16 protein-coding genes are annotated in these 17,100 nt (G+C 59.2%); 5 read left to right on the top strand and 11 right to left on the bottom strand.

Going from position 1 to position 17,100, the window contains the following annotated elements; translation table 11 throughout:
- The first annotated feature begins 85 nt into the window (after positions 1-85).
- Genes RTM13_RS04900 through RTM13_RS04885 form a run of 4 tightly spaced genes read left to right on the top strand, consistent with a single transcriptional unit; the run spans position 86 to position 4,264 of the window.
- On the top strand, positions 86-1,027 hold the full coding sequence (locus tag RTM13_RS04900; RefSeq protein WP_312210603.1) for a D-ribose ABC transporter substrate-binding protein: 942 nt from the start codon (positions 86-88) through the stop codon (positions 1,025-1,027).
- A 12-nt stretch (positions 1,028-1,039) separates the two neighbouring features.
- Positions 1,040-1,648, top strand: a complete 609-nt coding sequence (locus tag RTM13_RS04895; RefSeq protein ID WP_312210601.1) for a DUF2291 family protein — start codon at positions 1,040-1,042, stop codon at positions 1,646-1,648.
- Positions 1,648-3,174: a sugar ABC transporter ATP-binding protein gene (locus RTM13_RS04890; protein ID WP_312210599.1), complete on the top strand. Its 1,527-nt coding sequence runs from the start codon at positions 1,648-1,650 to the stop codon at positions 3,172-3,174. The genes RTM13_RS04895 and RTM13_RS04890 overlap by 1 nt, the downstream gene beginning before the upstream one ends.
- A gap of 1 nt (position 3,175) precedes the next feature.
- Positions 3,176-4,264, top strand: a complete 1,089-nt coding sequence (locus RTM13_RS04885; RefSeq protein ID WP_312210598.1) for an ABC transporter permease — start codon at positions 3,176-3,178, stop codon at positions 4,262-4,264.
- Positions 4,265-4,309: 45 nt separating this feature from the next.
- Here the strand turns inward: RTM13_RS04885 and RTM13_RS04880 are convergent, their stop codons facing one another.
- Positions 4,310-5,260, bottom strand: a complete 951-nt coding sequence (locus RTM13_RS04880) for a sugar-binding transcriptional regulator (RefSeq protein ID WP_312210597.1) — start codon at positions 5,258-5,260, stop codon at positions 4,310-4,312.
- Between the two features lie 223 nt (positions 5,261-5,483).
- Here RTM13_RS04880 and RTM13_RS04875 point away from each other — a divergent pair, with 223 nt between their 5' ends.
- Positions 5,484-6,902 carry an L-fucose/L-arabinose isomerase family protein gene (locus tag RTM13_RS04875; RefSeq protein WP_312210596.1) on the top strand — a complete coding sequence of 473 codons (1,419 nt, stop codon included), beginning with the start codon at positions 5,484-5,486 and terminating at the stop codon, positions 6,900-6,902.
- A 2-nt stretch (positions 6,903-6,904) separates the two neighbouring features.
- Here the strand turns inward: RTM13_RS04875 and RTM13_RS04870 are convergent, their stop codons facing one another.
- The 10 genes from RTM13_RS04870 to RTM13_RS04825 all read right to left on the bottom strand — a co-directional run bounded on the left by RTM13_RS04870 (position 6,905) and on the right by RTM13_RS04825 (position 17,092).
- A complete protein-coding gene (locus tag RTM13_RS04870; RefSeq protein ID WP_312211015.1) occupies positions 6,905-7,672 on the bottom strand; it encodes an ABC transporter ATP-binding protein in 768 nt (255 codons plus the stop codon).
- Between the two features lie 2 nt (positions 7,673-7,674).
- The gene (locus RTM13_RS04865; RefSeq protein ID WP_312210594.1) at positions 7,675-8,706 is read right to left on the bottom strand and encodes an iron chelate uptake ABC transporter family permease subunit; all 1,032 of its coding nucleotides are present in this window, start codon (positions 8,704-8,706) and stop codon (positions 7,675-7,677) included.
- Positions 8,703-9,713, bottom strand: coding sequence for an ABC transporter substrate-binding protein (locus tag RTM13_RS04860; RefSeq protein ID WP_312210593.1), 1,011 nt, complete (start codon positions 9,711-9,713; stop codon positions 8,703-8,705). The genes RTM13_RS04865 and RTM13_RS04860 overlap by 4 nt, the downstream gene beginning before the upstream one ends.
- On the bottom strand, positions 9,703-10,941 hold the full coding sequence (gene zigA, locus RTM13_RS04855; RefSeq protein WP_312210591.1) for a zinc metallochaperone GTPase ZigA: 1,239 nt from the start codon (positions 10,939-10,941) through the stop codon (positions 9,703-9,705). The genes RTM13_RS04860 and zigA overlap by 11 nt, the downstream gene beginning before the upstream one ends.
- Before the next feature lie 232 nt (positions 10,942-11,173).
- Positions 11,174-11,467, bottom strand: a complete 294-nt coding sequence (locus RTM13_RS04850; RefSeq protein ID WP_312210589.1) for a hypothetical protein — start codon at positions 11,465-11,467, stop codon at positions 11,174-11,176.
- 246 nt (positions 11,468-11,713) lie between these two features.
- Entirely contained in the window at positions 11,714-12,475 is a 762-nt protein-coding gene (locus tag RTM13_RS04845; RefSeq protein ID WP_312210588.1) for an SDR family oxidoreductase, read from the bottom strand.
- On the bottom strand, positions 12,472-14,265 hold the full coding sequence (locus RTM13_RS04840) for an alkaline phosphatase family protein (RefSeq protein WP_312210586.1): 1,794 nt from the start codon (positions 14,263-14,265) through the stop codon (positions 12,472-12,474). Before RTM13_RS04840 ends, RTM13_RS04845 begins: the two co-directional genes overlap by 4 nt.
- Positions 14,266-14,278: 13 nt before the next feature.
- The gene (locus RTM13_RS04835) at positions 14,279-15,340 is read right to left on the bottom strand and encodes a sn-glycerol-3-phosphate ABC transporter ATP-binding protein UgpC (protein ID WP_312210585.1); all 1,062 of its coding nucleotides are present in this window, start codon (positions 15,338-15,340) and stop codon (positions 14,279-14,281) included.
- Between the two features lie 2 nt (positions 15,341-15,342).
- Positions 15,343-16,209, bottom strand: a complete 867-nt coding sequence (locus RTM13_RS04830; protein ID WP_312210583.1) for a carbohydrate ABC transporter permease — start codon at positions 16,207-16,209, stop codon at positions 15,343-15,345.
- On the bottom strand, positions 16,190-17,092 hold the full coding sequence (locus tag RTM13_RS04825; protein WP_312210581.1) for a sugar ABC transporter permease: 903 nt from the start codon (positions 17,090-17,092) through the stop codon (positions 16,190-16,192). The genes RTM13_RS04830 and RTM13_RS04825 overlap by 20 nt, the downstream gene beginning before the upstream one ends.
- Positions 17,093-17,100: the final 8 nt, after the last annotated feature.

Below are 17,100 nucleotides of genomic sequence, written 5' to 3'. Positions count from 1 at the left end.
AACCGTAGACAGTTTAACAACTCGGCCTTATCGTTAACATGAATAATAAATCATTATTGAATAAATATTCAATGTGGAGAAAACGATGAACGCTACCTTTGTAAAATCCGTACTGCTCGCTTCCATGATTGCCGCTTCCGGTTCGCTGTTTGCCGCGGATAATGGACTGATCGCTATTATTACCCCTTCACACGACAACCCTTTCTTTAAAGCGGAGGCTGATGGCGCGGCGGCGAAAGCCAAAGAGCTGGGTTATACCACCCTCGTGGCCTCGCATGACGACGACGTGAACAAGCAGAACCAGCTGATTGAGACCGCCATCGCTCGTAAGGCGAAAGCGATTATTCTCGATAACGCTGGGGCCGATGCCACCGTCGGGCCGCTGGAGAAAGCCAAGGCCGCAGGCGTTCCGGCCTTCCTGATCGATCGCGAAATTAACAAAACCGGCATCGCCGTGGCACAAATCGTCTCCAACAACTACCAGGGCGCACAGCTGGGCGCAGAGAAGTTCGCCAAGCTGCTGGACGGTAAAGGCAAGTACGTCGAGCTGCTGGGCCGCCAGTCGGATACCAACGCCAGCGTTCGCTCCCAGGGCTACCATGACATTCTGGACGACTATCCGGATATGAAGATGGTGGCGCAGCAGACCGCTAACTGGAGCCAGACCGAAGCGTTTAACCGTATGGAAGCCATTCTGCAGACCAATCCAGACATTGTGGGCGTGATCTCCGGCAACGATACCATGGCTCTGGGGGCCGAGGCCGCGCTGAAGGCTGCCGGTAAGACGAATGTTATCGTCGTCGGCTTTGACGGCAGCGACTACACCCGCGACTCCATTATTAACAAAGGCAATATTAAAGCCACCGTGCTGCAGCCGGGCTGGGAGCAGGCGCAGATGGCCGTCGTGCAGGCGGACTACTTCCTGAAAAACGGTAAAGCGCAGAAAGATGAAAAACAGCTGATGGATTGCGTCCTGATCGATGAGTCAAACGCTAAAAAACTCAACATGTTTAAACTCGGCGAGTAAGGCGGAGGCGCTATGGGCTTAAAACAATGGGGTGTCGCGCTGATAGGGTGCACCACCCTGTTGCTAACGGCCTGCACGGTGGTGGATCTGGATGAAAACGGCAAGCCGATCATGCCTGCCGATCCAAATGCGAAACAGAGTTTCGACAATCTGACCCCGCAGCAGATCGCGCAACAGACCTGGCAGCCCCGCGTTATGGATGCCGCTAACCAACACGCGCTGGACGCCAGCGCGTTTACCAGCCAGCTGAAAGCCGCCAGCGGCGCACCGAAGAGCGTTTTTGTTCGTCTGACCAGCCCGGTCACCGCGGTTGACGTCAGTAACGAGCGCGAGCAGAAGCTGACGTTCACCGTCGACAACCAGCCGCTGACCATCCAGCTCGGGCCGGTGATGCGCGGCAACGCCATTCGCGATGCTACCGGCTTTAAGTTTGAAGATTTTACTAATCAGGTGCAGTTTGCCCAGCTTTCCCGGGCCTATAACCGCGAAGCTGCAAAGCACCTGCCGAAAATCGACGCCAGCTGGAACGGTAAACCTGCCACCGTGCTGTTTGCGGTGACGCTGGCCAATGGCAAAGCCCAGGACGCCGCCGCGCTGGATGTGAAACAGGAGGCACAGTAATGAGCGTTACCCCTGTGGATGACATTATCCTGCGCACGCGTGGGATCTCGATGCTCTTTCCCGGCACCGTGGCGCTGGATAACGTCGACTATAACGTCTGGCGCGGGAAGGTAAACGTCATCATTGGCGAAAACGGAGCCGGTAAATCGACGCTAATGAAGATCCTGGCTGGCGTGCAGCAGCCCAGCCTCGGCGAGATCCTGCTTAACGGCAAACCGGTGCACTTTCCGAGCACCCGTGCGGCAGCCGCGCACGGGATCGGCATGGTGCACCAGGAGCTGAATCTGTTTGAGAACCTGAACGTCGCCGAAAATATTTTTCTTGGCCGCGAGCTGCAAAAAGGCATCACGCCCATCAACGAAACCGAGCAGGAGCGACGCGCCGCCGAGCTGCTGCAACGCCTCGACCAGCCCATCTCGCCCAAAGATCTGGTGGGCAACCTGAAGGTGGGCCAGCAGCAGCTGGTGGAGATCGCCAAGGCGCTGGCGGAGGATGCCGACATTTTGATCCTCGACGAACCCACCTCGGCGCTGAGTAAAACCGAAGTGGAGATCCTGTTTCGCGTGATCCGCGAGCTAACCCGCCAGGGGGTCTCCATTATCTATATCTCGCACCGCCTGGAAGAGCTGATGGCCATCGGCGACGTCATCACTATCCTGCGTGACGGCAAGTTCCAGGCGGAAGCGCAGGTAAAAGATATTGATGTGCCGTGGATCGTCCGCGAGATGCTTGGTAGCGATCCGGTAAGTAATTTCCTTGAACCGGGCCGCACCTTTGGGCCGCCGCTGCTGGAGGCGGAACACATAACCTGCGTCAACGCCGCGGGAAACACCGTGGTTAACGACGTCAGCTTTAAGGTGCATGCCGGAGAGATCGTTGGTATTTACGGCCTGATGGGGGCCGGGCGCACCGAACTGTTCGAGTGCCTGCTGGGCACCGAGCGCAACTACTTCGGCAAGCTGTGGCTCGACAGCAAGCCGGTACCCCAGCGGCTGGCGACCGCCGACCGCATCCGGATGGGAATGAGCCTGGTACCGGAAGACCGCAAGCGGACCGGCATCTTCCCCATCTCTTCGGTGGCGAGCAACCTGACCATCGCCAGCCTCTGGCGACGCCTCCAGCGCGGGCTGACTATCGCCAGTAAAGAGGAGGATGCCGTCGTGGCGGGCACCATTGGCGACCTGTCGATTAAGGTCTCCTCGCCGGAGGTAGAGATCCAGGCCCTGAGCGGCGGCAACCAGCAGAAGGTGGTGATTGGCCGCTCGCTGCTGACCAATCCCAAGGTGCTGTTCCTTGATGAACCGACGCGGGGCATTGACGTTGGCGCGAAGGCGGACGTGTTCCGCATGATGGTGCAGCTCTCTCAGCAGGGCATCGCGGTGGTCTTCTCCACCTCGGATTTAAAAGAGATCATGGCGGTTTCCGACCGTATTCTGGTGATGTCCGGCGGCAAGCTTACCGCCGACATCGTTCGCGATCGGGCCGAAGAATCAGCGCTGGTCACAGCAAGTGCTCAGGGGTTTTAAAATGAAAAGAGTCCAATCGGCCACGTTAACGCCACGCGGCGGGGCATCGCTGTCCCGCGAGAATATTCTGCTTATTTTGTTGAAATTACGGACGTTTATTGCCCTTTTCCTTATTGTCGGTTTCTTCACCGTGATGGTGCCAGGGTTCCTGTCGGCTGGCAGTATGGTGATCATGATTAAGCATATCGCCATTAACGCCTTTCTGGCGCTGGGCATCACCTTTGTGATTATCACCGCCGGGATCGACCTCTCTATCGGCGCAACGCTGGGCCTGTGCGGGATGATTGCCGGGTGGATGATCACCAAAGGGATCGTACTGCCGATGTTTGGCATCGCCATCTTCCCCAGCGTTTGGGTGATCGTCCCGGTGGTGCTCTTGATCGGCGCGCTGATCGGCGCAGCGAACGGCTGGATCATCACCCGCTACAACGTTGCCCCCTTTATCTGCACCCTCGGTACCATGTACGTCCTGCGCGGCGCGGCAATGCTGACCTCCGATGGACAGACCTTCCCCGGCCTCTCCGGAAACCCGCTGCTGGGCAATACTGGCTTTGATGAGATTGGGGCCGGAACGCTGTTCGGCCTTCCATGGGCGATCTGGATGATGATCGTGCTGGCGCTGATTATCGCATACATCGCCCGCCGCCTGCCCTTTGGCCGCCATGTCTATGCCATCGGCGATAACGAGCGCGCCGCCGAGCTCTCGGGCGTTAAGGTCAAGCAGGTTAAGATCCTGGTCTATATGCTCTCTGGCTTCTGTGCCGCTATCGCCGGGATCGTGGTCTCCGCGCAGCTGGTGGCCAGCCATCCGGCTAACGGCACCGCCTTTGAGATGAACGCTATCGCAGCGGTGGTGCTGGGCGGAACCTCGCTGGCTGGCGGGCGCGGTACCATTGTCGGCACCCTGATCGGCGCGTTCGTGATCGGTTTTCTTGCCGATGGCCTGGTGATGATGGGCGTCAGCGAATTCTGGCAGATGGTGATTAAGGGCATCGTGATTATCGTGGCGGTGATCATCGACCAGATGCAAAACCGGATGCAGCAGAAAGCGGCGGTGGTGGCGCAGAAAGCGGTGATGGAGGGCAAATAGCCCCTGCTCTTCTTCCCCGGGCGATGCCGTCCGGGGAGGTTCGCCCTACTTTTTCAGCAGGCTACGCGCCGTCGCGAAGTCGGTAATTAATACATCGATGTAGTTACCCTCCAGCGCGCCGCGAATGGCATTGCTTTTTTCTAAGCCGCCCGCCAGGGCGATAACGTGCTGGCAGGCGCGCATCTGCGCCAGCTCCATGCCGATCACCGGATCCTCCTCCTGGCTCAGCACCGGATTGCCGGCGGCGTCGTAGTAGTGCAGGCAGATATCCCCTACCGCACCGCGCTCCGCCAGCAGGGTTAACATCTCTTCGTTGTAGTAGTTACCCGAATTTTTCAGCAGCTGGGATGGTTCCAGCTCGCCGATGCCGACGATGGCAACATCCACCTCATCAAATTTTGCCACCGCCGCCGCCACGTCCGGGCTGTTCACCAGCCGGGCGCGCTCTTCCACCGAGTGCTCAATGCTCTGGGAGGGCAGCAGCCACGCCGGGCAGCCAAGGTGCGCCGCCAGCTGCTGGGTGAGGATGGTGGCCTGCACGTTGCCGTTGGGGCCGACGCCCCCCAGCAGCTGGATCACGCCTGCCGCACGGATATTCTGCGGATGCATCTCGTCTACCATGCAGCGAATGGTGCTGCTCCAGGAGGAGATGCCGACCAGGTCTTCCGGCCGAACGCGGGTTTCAACATAGTGCGCCGCCGCGCTGCCGATGGCGTGTTTCAGCTGCCCGTTGCTGGCGTTCTCACCCACATCTACGACGATGGCCTGACGAATGCCGAAGCGCTCTTCAATAGCTTTCTCTAGCTCGACAAAAATATTGGTTGGCTGAACCACGGTGATTTTAACCAAACCCTCTTTCTGGCAGCGGGTCAGGGCGCGTGAGACAAAGGATTGTGACAGGTGCAGCAGTGAGGCAATTTCAGACTGCTTTCTGTTTTCGCTGTAGTAGAGCGTGGCGATCTTCACCAGCAAGCGTTGTTCGTCCTGCTTCGACATAATATTCCCCTTGATTTTATGTCCGTTATTTTTATGCATACCTGAATAGATAACAAGCACGCCCTGGTTTTTTGCTTGCTGAAGCAATTGTGATCGTTTTCTCCTTTCTCAGAAAATTGCCAGTAGACGTCGTGACAAAGGGAAAAGTAAGGCATATCTTACACTCATGAATAATAAATCATAAATGAATATATATTCAAGAGAGATTACTGGAGAGAGAGCAATGTCCCGAATTCCGCAGAACCTGACCATGGGCGTCATTATCGGCAACCGTGGGTTTTTCCCCAGCTATCTGGTAGCCGAAGCACGCGAGCAGGCCACGGCGCTCTTTGCGCGGCTGGGTATCAACACCATTATGCTTGACGACACGCAGACCGAGCTGGGCGGAGTGGAAACCCGCCAGGATGCGAAAATCTGCGCCGAGCTATTTCGCGCCCACCGGGATGAGATCCACGGCGTGGTGGTGCTGCTGCCTAACTTTGGCGATGAAAAAGCGGTAGCCGAAACCCTGCGTCTCTCGGGCCTCAACGTCCCGGTGCTGATTCAGGCCGAAGAGGACAACCTCGATAAGATGGGGCTGGCAACCCGCCGGGACAGCTTCTGCGGCAAAATCTCCCTTTGCAATAACATGCGTCAGTACGGCATCCCCTTTACCCTGACCACCCAGCACGTCTGCGCCCTCAGCGGCGAGATATTTGAAAAGGATCTCCGTCGCTTCGAACAGATCTGCCGTGTAGTGAGCAGCATGCGCGGCGTGCGCGTCGGGGCCATCGGCGCGCGCCCGGCCGGGTTTAACACCGTGCGTTACAGCGAGAAGCTGCTTGAGCGGCTGGGGATTGCGGTTGAGACGCTGGATCTCTCCGAGGTCTTTACCCGCGTCAAGCAGCTGCGCGATGACGATATTCGCGTCGATGAGAAACGCCGCCTGCTGCTCGACAATGCCGACGCCAGCGGGATCCCGGCAGATAAAATCGTCACCATGGCGAAGCTGTTCGTGGTGATCAGCGAGTGGGTTATCGCCAACGATATCGATACCACCGCCATCCAGTGCTGGACGTCGCTACAGGAGAACCTCGGCATTAACGTCTGCTCGATTATGAGCATCATGTCCGGGCAGCTGATGCCCAGCGCCTGCGAGGTGGATGTGATGGGTGCGCTGTCGATGTACGCCCTCGCCAGCAGCAACATGAGCCCGGCGTCTATTGCCGACTGGAACAACAACTTTGGCGACGATCGCGACAAGTGCGTGCTGTTCCACTGCGGTAACTTCGCGGCGGCCAGCCTTGAAGATCCGCATATGGGCACCGCCGATATCATCGGCACCACCGTCGGGAAAGAGAACACCTGCGGGGCGGTTCATGGTCGCCTGAAGAGCGGCAACCTGACCTACTTCCGTCTGAGCACGGACGATCTCACCGGCGAGATCAAAGCCTACGTCGGCGAGGGACAATCGGTGGACGATCCGCTGGATACCGTCGGCTGCCGGGCGGTGATTCAGGTTCCGCACCTGGAGAATCTGCTGGCGTGGATCTGCCGCAACGGCTTTGAGCACCACGTGGCGATGAACCACTCCGCCAGCGCCGAAATTTTGCAGGAGGCCTTCACGCGCTACCTCGGGGTTAACACTTACCTGCACCGGTAGGGTTATATCGGGCGGCGGATGGGGAGATAGTAAATACTCATCGCGCCGCCCTCCTCTCTCTGCACCTTTGCCTTCACTTTCCACCGCTTCTCGATCTCATCCGGAGTGAGCACCGTCTCTGGCGTCCCCACGCTGACAACTTTTCCCGTCTCGATCAGCACCAGCTGCTGGCAGTAGTTTGCCGCCAGATTGAGATCGTGCAGGGCAATCACCACCGTCATTGGCAGCCGGGATATCAACCCCATCAGCTCCAGCTGATGATGGATATCAAGATGGTTGGTGGGTTCATCAAGCAGCAGAACTTCCGGCTGCTGGGCCAGCGCCCGGGCAATCTGGCACCGCTGGCGCTCCCCGCCGGAGAGCTGACGCCACAGCCGATGCCGCAGCCCGGCCAGCTGCATCAGGCTCATCGCCTCCTCTATGGCAGCCCGATCGTCGGCACGCAGGGAGCCAAACGTCAGGCGGTGCGGCGTACGTCCAAGGCGAACGATCTGCTCTACGCTGAGATCCCCGTCAGCCTCCGCATGCTGGGGGACGAAGGCCATCCGGCGCGCCAGCATTTTCAGCGGAAGAGCGCTTAACGGATCGCCATTGAGGCGAATACGTGGTTTAAGCGCAGGATACAGCCCGGCCAGGCAGCGGAGCAGCGTCGATTTACCCGAGCCGTTGGGCCCCAGCAGGCCGATAGTCTGCCCGCCCGCCAGCGCCAGGCTGACATTGTGAAGGATTTTTCGCGACTGGAGGGTAACCTCCAGCCGTTCAGCGCTCATGTTCACTGATTCTTCTCCCGGCTCCGGTAGAGGAGCACAACAAAGGCGGGCGCGCCCACCAGGGCAGTGACCACTCCGATGGGCAGCACCTGATGGGTAATCAACGTCCGCGAGACAATATCGGCCACGATCATAAAGTGGCTGCCAATGAGAAAGGCCACGGGCACCGTGACGGCATGGCCCGCGCCGGTGAGCATCCGCGTTATGTGGGGAATGACCAGGCCGACAAAACCGACCGCACCGATGGCGCTGACGATGTTAGCGGTGATCAGCGCCGTGGTCAGCAGCAGCGCAATACGCACAAAGGTCACCGGGATCCCGAGCGTAGTCGAGACCTCATCGCCAAAGGTGAAGGTATCGAGCGCACGCGCAAATCGCATTACGATCAGAAATCCCAGTAGCGTCACCCCCAGGCTCAGCAGCGCATCCGGCCAGCGTACGCCGCTTAAGCTCCCCAGCAGCCAGAACATCACGCTGCGCGACTGCTCGGCATTGGCCGAGGTGCTGACCACGTACGCCGTCAGCGCGTTAAACAGCTGGGTACCGGCAATGCCCGCCAGCAGGATACGCGGCGGACTGTCGCTCATGCCACGGGTGATCAGCACAATCAGGCCAAACGCCAGACAGGCACCGACGAATGCCCCGCCGCTGACGCTCAGGGCGCTGCCGCCGATACCCAGCAGCATCACCCCTACTGCCCCCAGCGAAGCCCCTGCGGAAATGCCCAGTAGATAGGGTTCCGCCAGCGGGTTACGCAAAATAGCCTGCATCACCAGCCCACATAGCGCCAGTCCGCCGCCGCTGCAGGCAGCCATCACCGCCCGGCTCATCCGATACTGCCAGACGATCCCGGCCTCTAAGGCAGGGAGGGGAAAGGCGGTGATCCCCAGCCCGTTACTAATAGACTTTGCGGTATCCATAAACGAAACCGGCATATCGCCAATCGTCGCCGCCAGCGCCAGCATCAGCGGCAGCCCCGGCACGCAGGCCAGCATAAGGCCAGCAGCGCGCCATCCCGGTAAGGCATGACTCATGGTTTAGCCCGATCCGCCAGCCTGCCGCCAATCAGCTCAACGGCGTCCACGTTGCGTAAGGAAGGGTTCAGAGACATGGCAGGCACCACGATGATGCGGTTGTTTTTCACGGCCGGGATCGCCTTCGTCACTGGATCGCTGCGCAGGAACTGCGCCTTCACCGCCACGTCGTCAGCCGGGTAGAGACGGCGTTCCATATCAGCAATAACGATGATATCAGGCTGAGCGCGGGCGATGGACTCCCAGGTCACCGCGGGCCACTCATCCTTTGACTCAACAACGTTGATGAGGCCGAGGGTTTTGCTTATCCAGCCGGGGGCACCATAGTTACCCGCCACCCACGGATCGCCGTTCAGACGACTGCTGGAGAACCAGAACACCACCTTCAGCGGATGCTGGCGATGAGCATCAGCCTGGCGCTGCGCATGGGCGATGCGTTCGGCCAGCGCCTGATTGAGCTTCCGGCCGCGCTCAGGAGTGCCGAAGATGGCCGCCAGCTGACTCACCTCCTCTTCAATGGCCTGCAATGAGAAGGGAACGCTCCGCGCCCCGTCGGCGTTAGAGGTATCGGTCACGTTTTTACCGATGCAGTCGGCAGGTGAAATCCACGTTTTGATCCCGAGGCTGGCAAACTGCTCCCGGGTTCCTACCTCTCCCTGCGGTCCAATGTGCCAGTGATACTGGGCGAGAACCAGATCCGGCCTCTCAGCCACCACTGCTTCAAACGACGGCGAGTTCTCCGCCAGTTTCTTTAGATCCTTGCCCTCCCCGGCGAGCGACTCGGGTAGCTTGCCAAACCACACCGAGGTGGCGCTGATTTTACTTCCCAGCCCGAGGGCCAGCAGGAGTTCGGTTTCGTGCTGGCCGACGGTGACCACCTTTTGCGGCGGCGCGGTAAAGGTTTGTTTCACGCCGCAGTTCTCTACCGTGACGGGAAAAGCGGCGGCGGGCGCGACGGTGGCAAAGCCGAGCAGCGCGGCGAGCAGGAGCAGACGACTATTGCGCATCTCTGCTCTCCTCAAACCAGGGGTCGATGGGATCGTCGTAGCCTGTCCACCGCTGCGGCCCCTCGGCCATCTCCCTGTCCGTCAGCAGGGCGGCATCCAGCTGCATCCGCAGCCGCGCCTCGTCCATCTCCATTCCAATGAAGACCAGCTCCTGACGGGCATCGCCGACCCCCTCAAGCCAGTTAGCCATAATAAACTGCAACGACTCCTCATCCTCAGGCCAGCGCTCCCGGGGAGTGCTGGCCCACCAGCTTCCCGCCAGCCCCTGGCGAGCCACGCCGCCCGCATGGGACCAGGAGCCGGCAAATTCTGGTCGGCTGGCCAGCCAGAAGTAGCCTTTTGAGCGCACCACGCCCGTCAGTTCGTTTTCCAGCACCTGCGCAAAGCGGGCCGGGTGGAAAGGACGCCGGGCGCGGTAAGCAAAGCTGGTGATGCCATACTCCTCCGTCTCCGGGGTATGCTCTCCACGCAGCTCCTTAAGCCAGCCCGGCGACTGAGCGGCTTTGGCAAAATCGAACAGTCCGGTGTTCAGTACCTCGCTAAGCGGCACCCGGCCGAATTGTGCAGTCACCACTTTCGCCCCAGGGTTGAGGGAGCGCAGAATAGCCAGCAACCTGCGCTGCTGCTCGTCGCTGATCAGATCGATTTTGTTAATCACCAGCACATCGCAAAACTCTACCTGCTCGATCAGCAGATCCACTACGGTACGGGTATCGTCCTCTCCTAACGACTCTCCCCGCGAGTGAATGCTCTCTTCCGAGCCGTAGTCGTTAAGAAAGTTGAAGGCATCAATGACGGTAACCATGGTATCGAGGCGCGCTACGTCGGCAAGGCTGCGCCCCTCATCGTCGGCGAAGGTAAAGGTCTCTGCGACCGGGAGCGGCTCCGCGATACCGGTGGACTCGATCACCAGCTGGTCAAAACGCCCCTCCCGCGCCAGGCGATTCACCTCAACCAGCAGGTCCTCCCGCAGCGTGCAGCAGATGCAGCCGTTGCTCATCTCTACCAGCTTCTCGTCGGTACGTGACAGCTCGGCCCCGCCGTCCCTCACCAGCGCGGCGTCGATATTGACCTCTGACATATCGTTAACGATAACTGCCACGCGCCTGCTCTCCCGGTTATTCAGGATATGGTTAAGCAGCGTGGTTTTCCCTGCACCTAAAAATCCGGACAGGACGGTAACCGGTAATCTTTTTGCTTCGCCTGTTTTTAGACTTGCTTGTGCCATTTTACTTACCTCTCATTATTTCGTTAATGTTATAACATAACATTATTGAGGTTCAAGAGCTGAGTATGAGGTTGGCAGCAGGGGTATTCAGGGTATTTTTTACACGACGGAGGTATTACAACAGCAGATGGAACGCACTACTGATTGCGCGCATAAACAGGACAATGCCATGGCCATACGCGCGATCGAGGACAGAGTAGAATGATCCGAAGGGAAGATAGCGCTCGGGCTATCAGTGGATCATTTTACTGCCGGAGGGATAGTCACTACCTGCCTGAAAGCCGCTGAATTCCGGAGGATAAGCCTCCGGAAAGAGACCTTCATGTTGAAATGTAAGGCTGCTTTGCACTTCCAGAAGGGCGCTGATACAGGCCTGCTTTCTGAATGCCAAATTCTCTGAGGCTGCCATTTGCTGAAGTTTTGCTATCAAACTGTATGGCGTTATGGGATCGCCCTCGCTCAAAAGAGCAAGAATGGCTTCTCCCAGCACAATATCGGTCAATCTTTTATCATCAAATCTATTCATATCTGTGCCAGTTGCTTCTTTTGCCGGATATTTAACGGTACGACGCTAAACAATTTAGCCCATAATGTACAGGGTTTTATCTGTAACCTACTGATTTCAGACTTCTATTCCCAATATCAATCGTGCAGTTCTCACTATGGCGATACCGGAAAAGATCGCTTGAGGCTAAAAGGTATCTCCGAGATTGTAGCCTGCATCCCCGTTTCTGCCACAGGTTACAGCATGATCCGCTGGTATGATCGCTGATTAAACCAGACGAATACCGGCATCAACAAAAAAGAGCGCCCCTGTACAGCCGCGCGCGTCGTCAGAAGCAATAAACAGCGCCATCGCTGCAACGTCCCGGCCCTCCAGGTTGATATTAAGCGACTGCATAGCGCTAATCTCCTGCTCCGACTGTGGCGTACGCCACAGGGCCTGCTGGCGTGGGGTAGAGATCGCTCCAGGAACAATACAGTTTACCCGAATGCCAGAAGGCCCCAGCTCACGCGCCAGCGTCTGGCTCAGACCCACAATAGCTGCCTTTGCCGTGGTATAGCCGACCATGCCTGGCCGCCCCTTCATAAACGACGTCGAGCTGGTAAGAATAATATTGCCCCCTGCCTGCCGTTTCATCAGGGCCGCAACGGCCTGGCTGGCAAAGAACTGATGATCGAGATTTATCCCCAGGCTGGCACGCCACGCCTCTGGCTCCACGGCAAAAGTATCATGGCGATCGTCACAGGCCGCATTGTTGATTAGCACGTCAATGTCACCCTCCTGTTCGGCAATCGACGCCACTGTTTTTCTCAAGGCAGGAATATCGCGCAAATCGGTAAAGTGAAATTGCGCGCCGGTGGCCGCGGCAACCGCTGCCCCGGCGTGGCTATCGATATCGAGAAAATGAACGCGGCTCGCCTGCTGGCTGAAGGCCGTGACCAAATCGGCGCCAATCCCGCTTGCGCCGCCGGTGATAACCACCACTCTGCCCTGCAAGCTGGCGTACCGGGTATAACGGTGCTCGGTCATCGCTTCTCCTCTCTTTCCGCTGTCAGCAGCGCCTGCATGATCGTGCCGTCCAGAGTATCTTGCTCCACGCCCAACAGCCACGCAATGGTTGCGCCAGGATCTGCCATCCGGTACGGGCCATGAAGCTGGCGATCGTGATAGTAACCTTGACGAATGCCCGCCCCGAGGGCCAGCAGCACGCCGTAATTAGAGGTATGCCCTGTCTCTGCCGTCGGCTTTTGCGGGCCATGATTGGCCCCCGGCGCGACCACGGGACAGATATCCTCGCCGTCGAGGCTGGTTCCCCAGACAAAGCCGGTATCGTAGGTGAAAAGCACATCGCCAGCATGCTCTCCCCAGTAGCCGATCCCTACCGCATCCTCTTTGCGCACGGCCCATGCTACGGCATGGCGCCTCTGTCCTCGATATTCAATATGCCAGTTGCGCAGCAGATGCAGGAGCCGATCCTGGAGTGCGCCATACGCCACCGGGGCAACATGATCGGCGTTGATAAAGATCTCCAGCCCGCCGCGCTCATCTTTCAGATAGACCAGGCTTTGGCTGCGCACCGGCAGGCCATTTGCGTCCAGCGTCACCAGACCCTGTTTCGCCAGGTAGCGGTTTACGTCACACATGAAGTGGTTGGGCACTGCCCCATGGTCAGAGGCCAGCAGCAGCGTAGTCTCCTCATCCATGCTGTCGATGATTTTGCCGATCGAACGATCGAGCACCTTATAGCACTCGCGGAGCACCGCCTCATAGCGCGGAGCCTGCTGCGGATCGTAAAACGGCGAGGCCGGATCGTACTGCCCGAGACAGAGGTGGTGAGACTCATCGATCAGATGATGCACCGCCGCCCAGAGGGCGTAGCCATGCTCATGCGTTAAACGGATAGCGCTCTCCGCCAGCCACAGCGACTGACGCTCGGCATCGTCCAGAGTAGAAGCCAGATGCGCCTCATCCGGTGAGGTCTTCACCGCCCACTGACTGTGGAACGGCCCCAGCTCGTCAATAAGCTGCCGTGCCAGCGCGCCGTCAGAGGCGAGACGCTGAGGATAGCTCACCTCGCTCTGGATGAGCTCAATCTCTCGCGTGTGCGGTGCAAACCGCGCCAGCCAGAAGCGGACCGCGCCACCTTCGGCTACGTCCCCCAGCGGCAGCCAGCGGCTCCATGCCTCCGGCGTTAAGGTGACCTGGGCATCGCCCGCGCCCAGCGTGAGGGTTTGCACGTCCAGCGCGAGCGTCACCTCTGCGCCGTGCCCTGAACGGATCGTCAGGCGGTAGCATCGCCCCTCCTCATCGCCGATCAGCGGCTGCCACAGGCCCTTGTCGTGATAGGCCAGCGGCGATGAGGGCGGCCAGCCCAGCGTCTGTTGTCGATGCCGGGCTGGCGCATCAACGCGGGCGGCGTCCGTGGTAAATATCGCCGGGGCGGCAAAGGTGTGCGGATTCGGATCCGGGGCAGACCAATAGGGAGAGAGGGTAAAATGGGGTGACGGCGCAGCCACGCTCTCCGGAAAATGGATCAGCGCGGCGCGTAGTCCCTGCTGCTCCATCTTTTGCAGCAGCGGCTGCGTGCGTGAATAGTCAGCCGGTTGCGCCTGGCCGCGCCACGAGGTACCGGGGCTTTGCCCGCTAATAAATGCCGCCCAGTTTACGTCGCCCCAGGCAGAGATATAGGGCAGCAACTCAGTGGCCGCGCCCAGCTCCAGCATCCGGCTGATATGCGGCAGCTCGCCCTCGGCGGCAAACTTCTTGATCAGCGGCATCATCAGACCATCGACGCCAAACACAATGACTTTCTTGCTCATGCCCTTCTCCCGGTCAATTCAGCCGCACGCCGCTGTCGGCATCAAACAGATGCGCATGACGGGCGTCAGGCAGAACGTTGAGCGTCTCGCCCGGCTGCGCCGCCACGCGCTGATGAAACAGCGTAGTGACTTTTTGCTGACCGATGTTGAGCATGATCTGCGTCTCTGACCCGGTCGGCTCCACCACGTTGACCTGCGCTTTAATCGACGGCCCCGTAGAGAGGGTAAAGTGCTGGGGGCGCACGCCGTACAGCACGCGCTGCCCGACGCTCAGCCCTGGCGTCTGCGCCATCGGCAGCGCCACGCCATCATCGGTAAGCACCACTCCCGGCTGCTCCACGCGCCCGGTAAAAAGATTCATCGACGGCGAGCCGATAAAGCTGGCAACAAAGGCGTTTGCCGGCCGATCGTACAGCTCAAGCGGGGTGCCTACCTGCTCAATGTGTCCGTCGCGCAGCACCACAATGCGATCCGCCATGGTCATGGCCTCGATCTGATCGTGGGTTACGTAGATCATGGTGGTGTTGAGCCGCTGATGCAGGGCTTTGATTTCGGTGCGCAGCTCTACGCGTAGCTTGGCATCCAAATTCGAGAGCGGCTCGTCAAAGAGAAATACCCTGGGGTGGCGAAGGATGGCTCGCCCCATCGCCACGCGCTGGCGCTGTCCGCCGGAGAGCTGGGCTGGCTTGCGCGCCAGCAGCGGCGTCAGACCCAGCGTCTCGGCAGCCTGGCGTACCTGTTTAGCGATCTCATCCCTGGCTATGCCCTGCATCTTCAGCGAAAACCCAAGGTTCTCCGCTACCGTCATGTGCGGGTAGAGAGCGTAGTTCTGGAAGACCATCGCCATGTTGCGTGCCTGGGGCGAGAGATCGTTGATCGCCTCGCCGTCCAGAATCAGCTCGCCGCCGTCAATGCTCTCTAATCCGGCGATCATCCGCAGCAGCGTAGACTTGCCGCAGCCGGAGGGGCCCACCAGCGCGATAAACTCGCCGTGATGAATAGCCAGGTCGAGACCGGGAATGATAGTCTGCCCGTTAAAAGTTTTTACGATATTCTGTAGCGTCAGGGTTGCCATAGTTAATCCTTCACTCCTCCGGCGGTTAAGCCATGTACCAGATAGCGGCGCACCAGCAGCGTAAAGGCTACTACCGGCAGCATCACCAGCGTGCCGCTAGCGGCAATTTTGCTCCACTCCCACCCTTCGTACTGCAGGAAATTCACAATGGCGACCGGGGCGGTGACAGCGTTAGTTCGGGTTAAGATCAGCGCGTAGAAAAAGTCGTTCCACGAGAAGATGAAACAGAGAATGGCGGTCGCTGCGAGGCCTGGCTTCACCAGCGGCAACGAGACCAGCCAGAAGCTGCGCCACAGCGGGCAGCCATCCATCCAGGCCGCCTCCTCCAGCGCCACCGGCACGGCGGAGAAAAAGGTCTGCATTAGCCAGATCACTATCGCCAGGTTAAAGGTGAGGTAGACGATAGCCAGGCCAATAATGGTGTCCTGCAACCCCAGCCAGCGCCAGGCGAGAAAGAACGGAATGGTAAAGGCGATGGGCGGAGCCATGCGCGTCACCAGGATCCACAGCGCTACGTAGCGGCGGGCGCGAAAACGCCAGCGGGTTAGCACCCAGGCCGCCGGTACGCCCAGCAGCAAGGAGAAAAAAGTAGAGAGCAGGCTCACCATCAGGCTGTTGCCAAACGGCTCAAGAAAGTTTCCGGCAATCAGCGCCCGGTAGGCGTCCAGCGTCGGCGTAAACAGCAGGGTTAGCTCGAACGCGTCCAGCGCCGGGCGCAGGGACATAATCACCATCCACAGAAAAGGCGCGAGGATGATCCCCATCAGCAGCAGGGCCAGCAGCGTGCGCTTCCCCTTCAGCCGCCATGTTTTACGCCGGACGGCGGTTCTCACCTGCGGGCGGCCCACCTCACTCTGTTGTATTGTCATCGTTCCACCCTGCCCGGCCAATCAGCCAGCTTAAGATAAATACGCCTACCAGGATCACTACCGCGATGGCACTGCCGTAGCCCCACCAGGAGAAGTTAAACGCCTGGATAAAACCGTAGTAGTTAGTGACCTCCGTTACCGAGCCTGGCCCGCCGTCGGTGAGGATGTAGATCAGCGGAAAGGCCTTGAAGCTGTCGATGAGGCGAAACAGAATGCAGACCGCCAGCACCGGCTTCAGGTGTGGAAAGACCACGTAGCGGAAAATGTTGAACGGCGACGCGCCGTCGAGGCTCGCTGCCTCCCGTGGCTCATTGGGCACCATCTGTAACGCCGCCAGCACCATCAGCATGGTGAAGGGGAACCACTGCCAGACATCGGCTACCATAATTGCCCACAGTGCGGTGTCAGGATTGGCGATCAGCGAATCCAGCGGCAGGTTAAACCGGTCCAGCACCTGGTGCAGCGGGCTGATATCCGGGGTGTAGATAATCTTCCAGATCAGCGCCACAATAATCGGCGGCAGCACCATCGGGATCAGCAGCAGAGTGCGTACGCCGTTGAGCCAGCGCGAGGTGCCGTTCAGCAACAGCGCCAGCAGCAGGCCAATCAGCACCTGAAAAAAGACGCTGACCACCGAGAGCTTAAGCTGAGTCACCAGCGAGTTGAGAAAACGATCGTCATGCAGCAGCTGCTGATAGTTAACTAGCGGATTACTGAACGTAAAGGTCGCCTCTGGATTGGTCAGGCTGAACGGCGTCAGGCTGACGATCAGCAGCGCCGCCGCCGGTATCAGCGTCAGCAGGGTCAGGACCACCAGCGAGGGGGCCAGCCCCAGCATCCAGGCATAACGCTGGCGCTGACGCCAGCCGAGTGATTGTCCCATCGCCGCCC

Origin of the sequence: Pseudescherichia sp. (assembly GCF_031979925.1) — a bacterium.
Lineage (GTDB): Bacteria > Pseudomonadota > Gammaproteobacteria > Enterobacterales > Enterobacteriaceae > Pseudescherichia.
The sequence above is the reverse complement of the archived record's forward strand: the minus strand, read 5'-3'. Positions and strand labels throughout refer to the sequence as shown.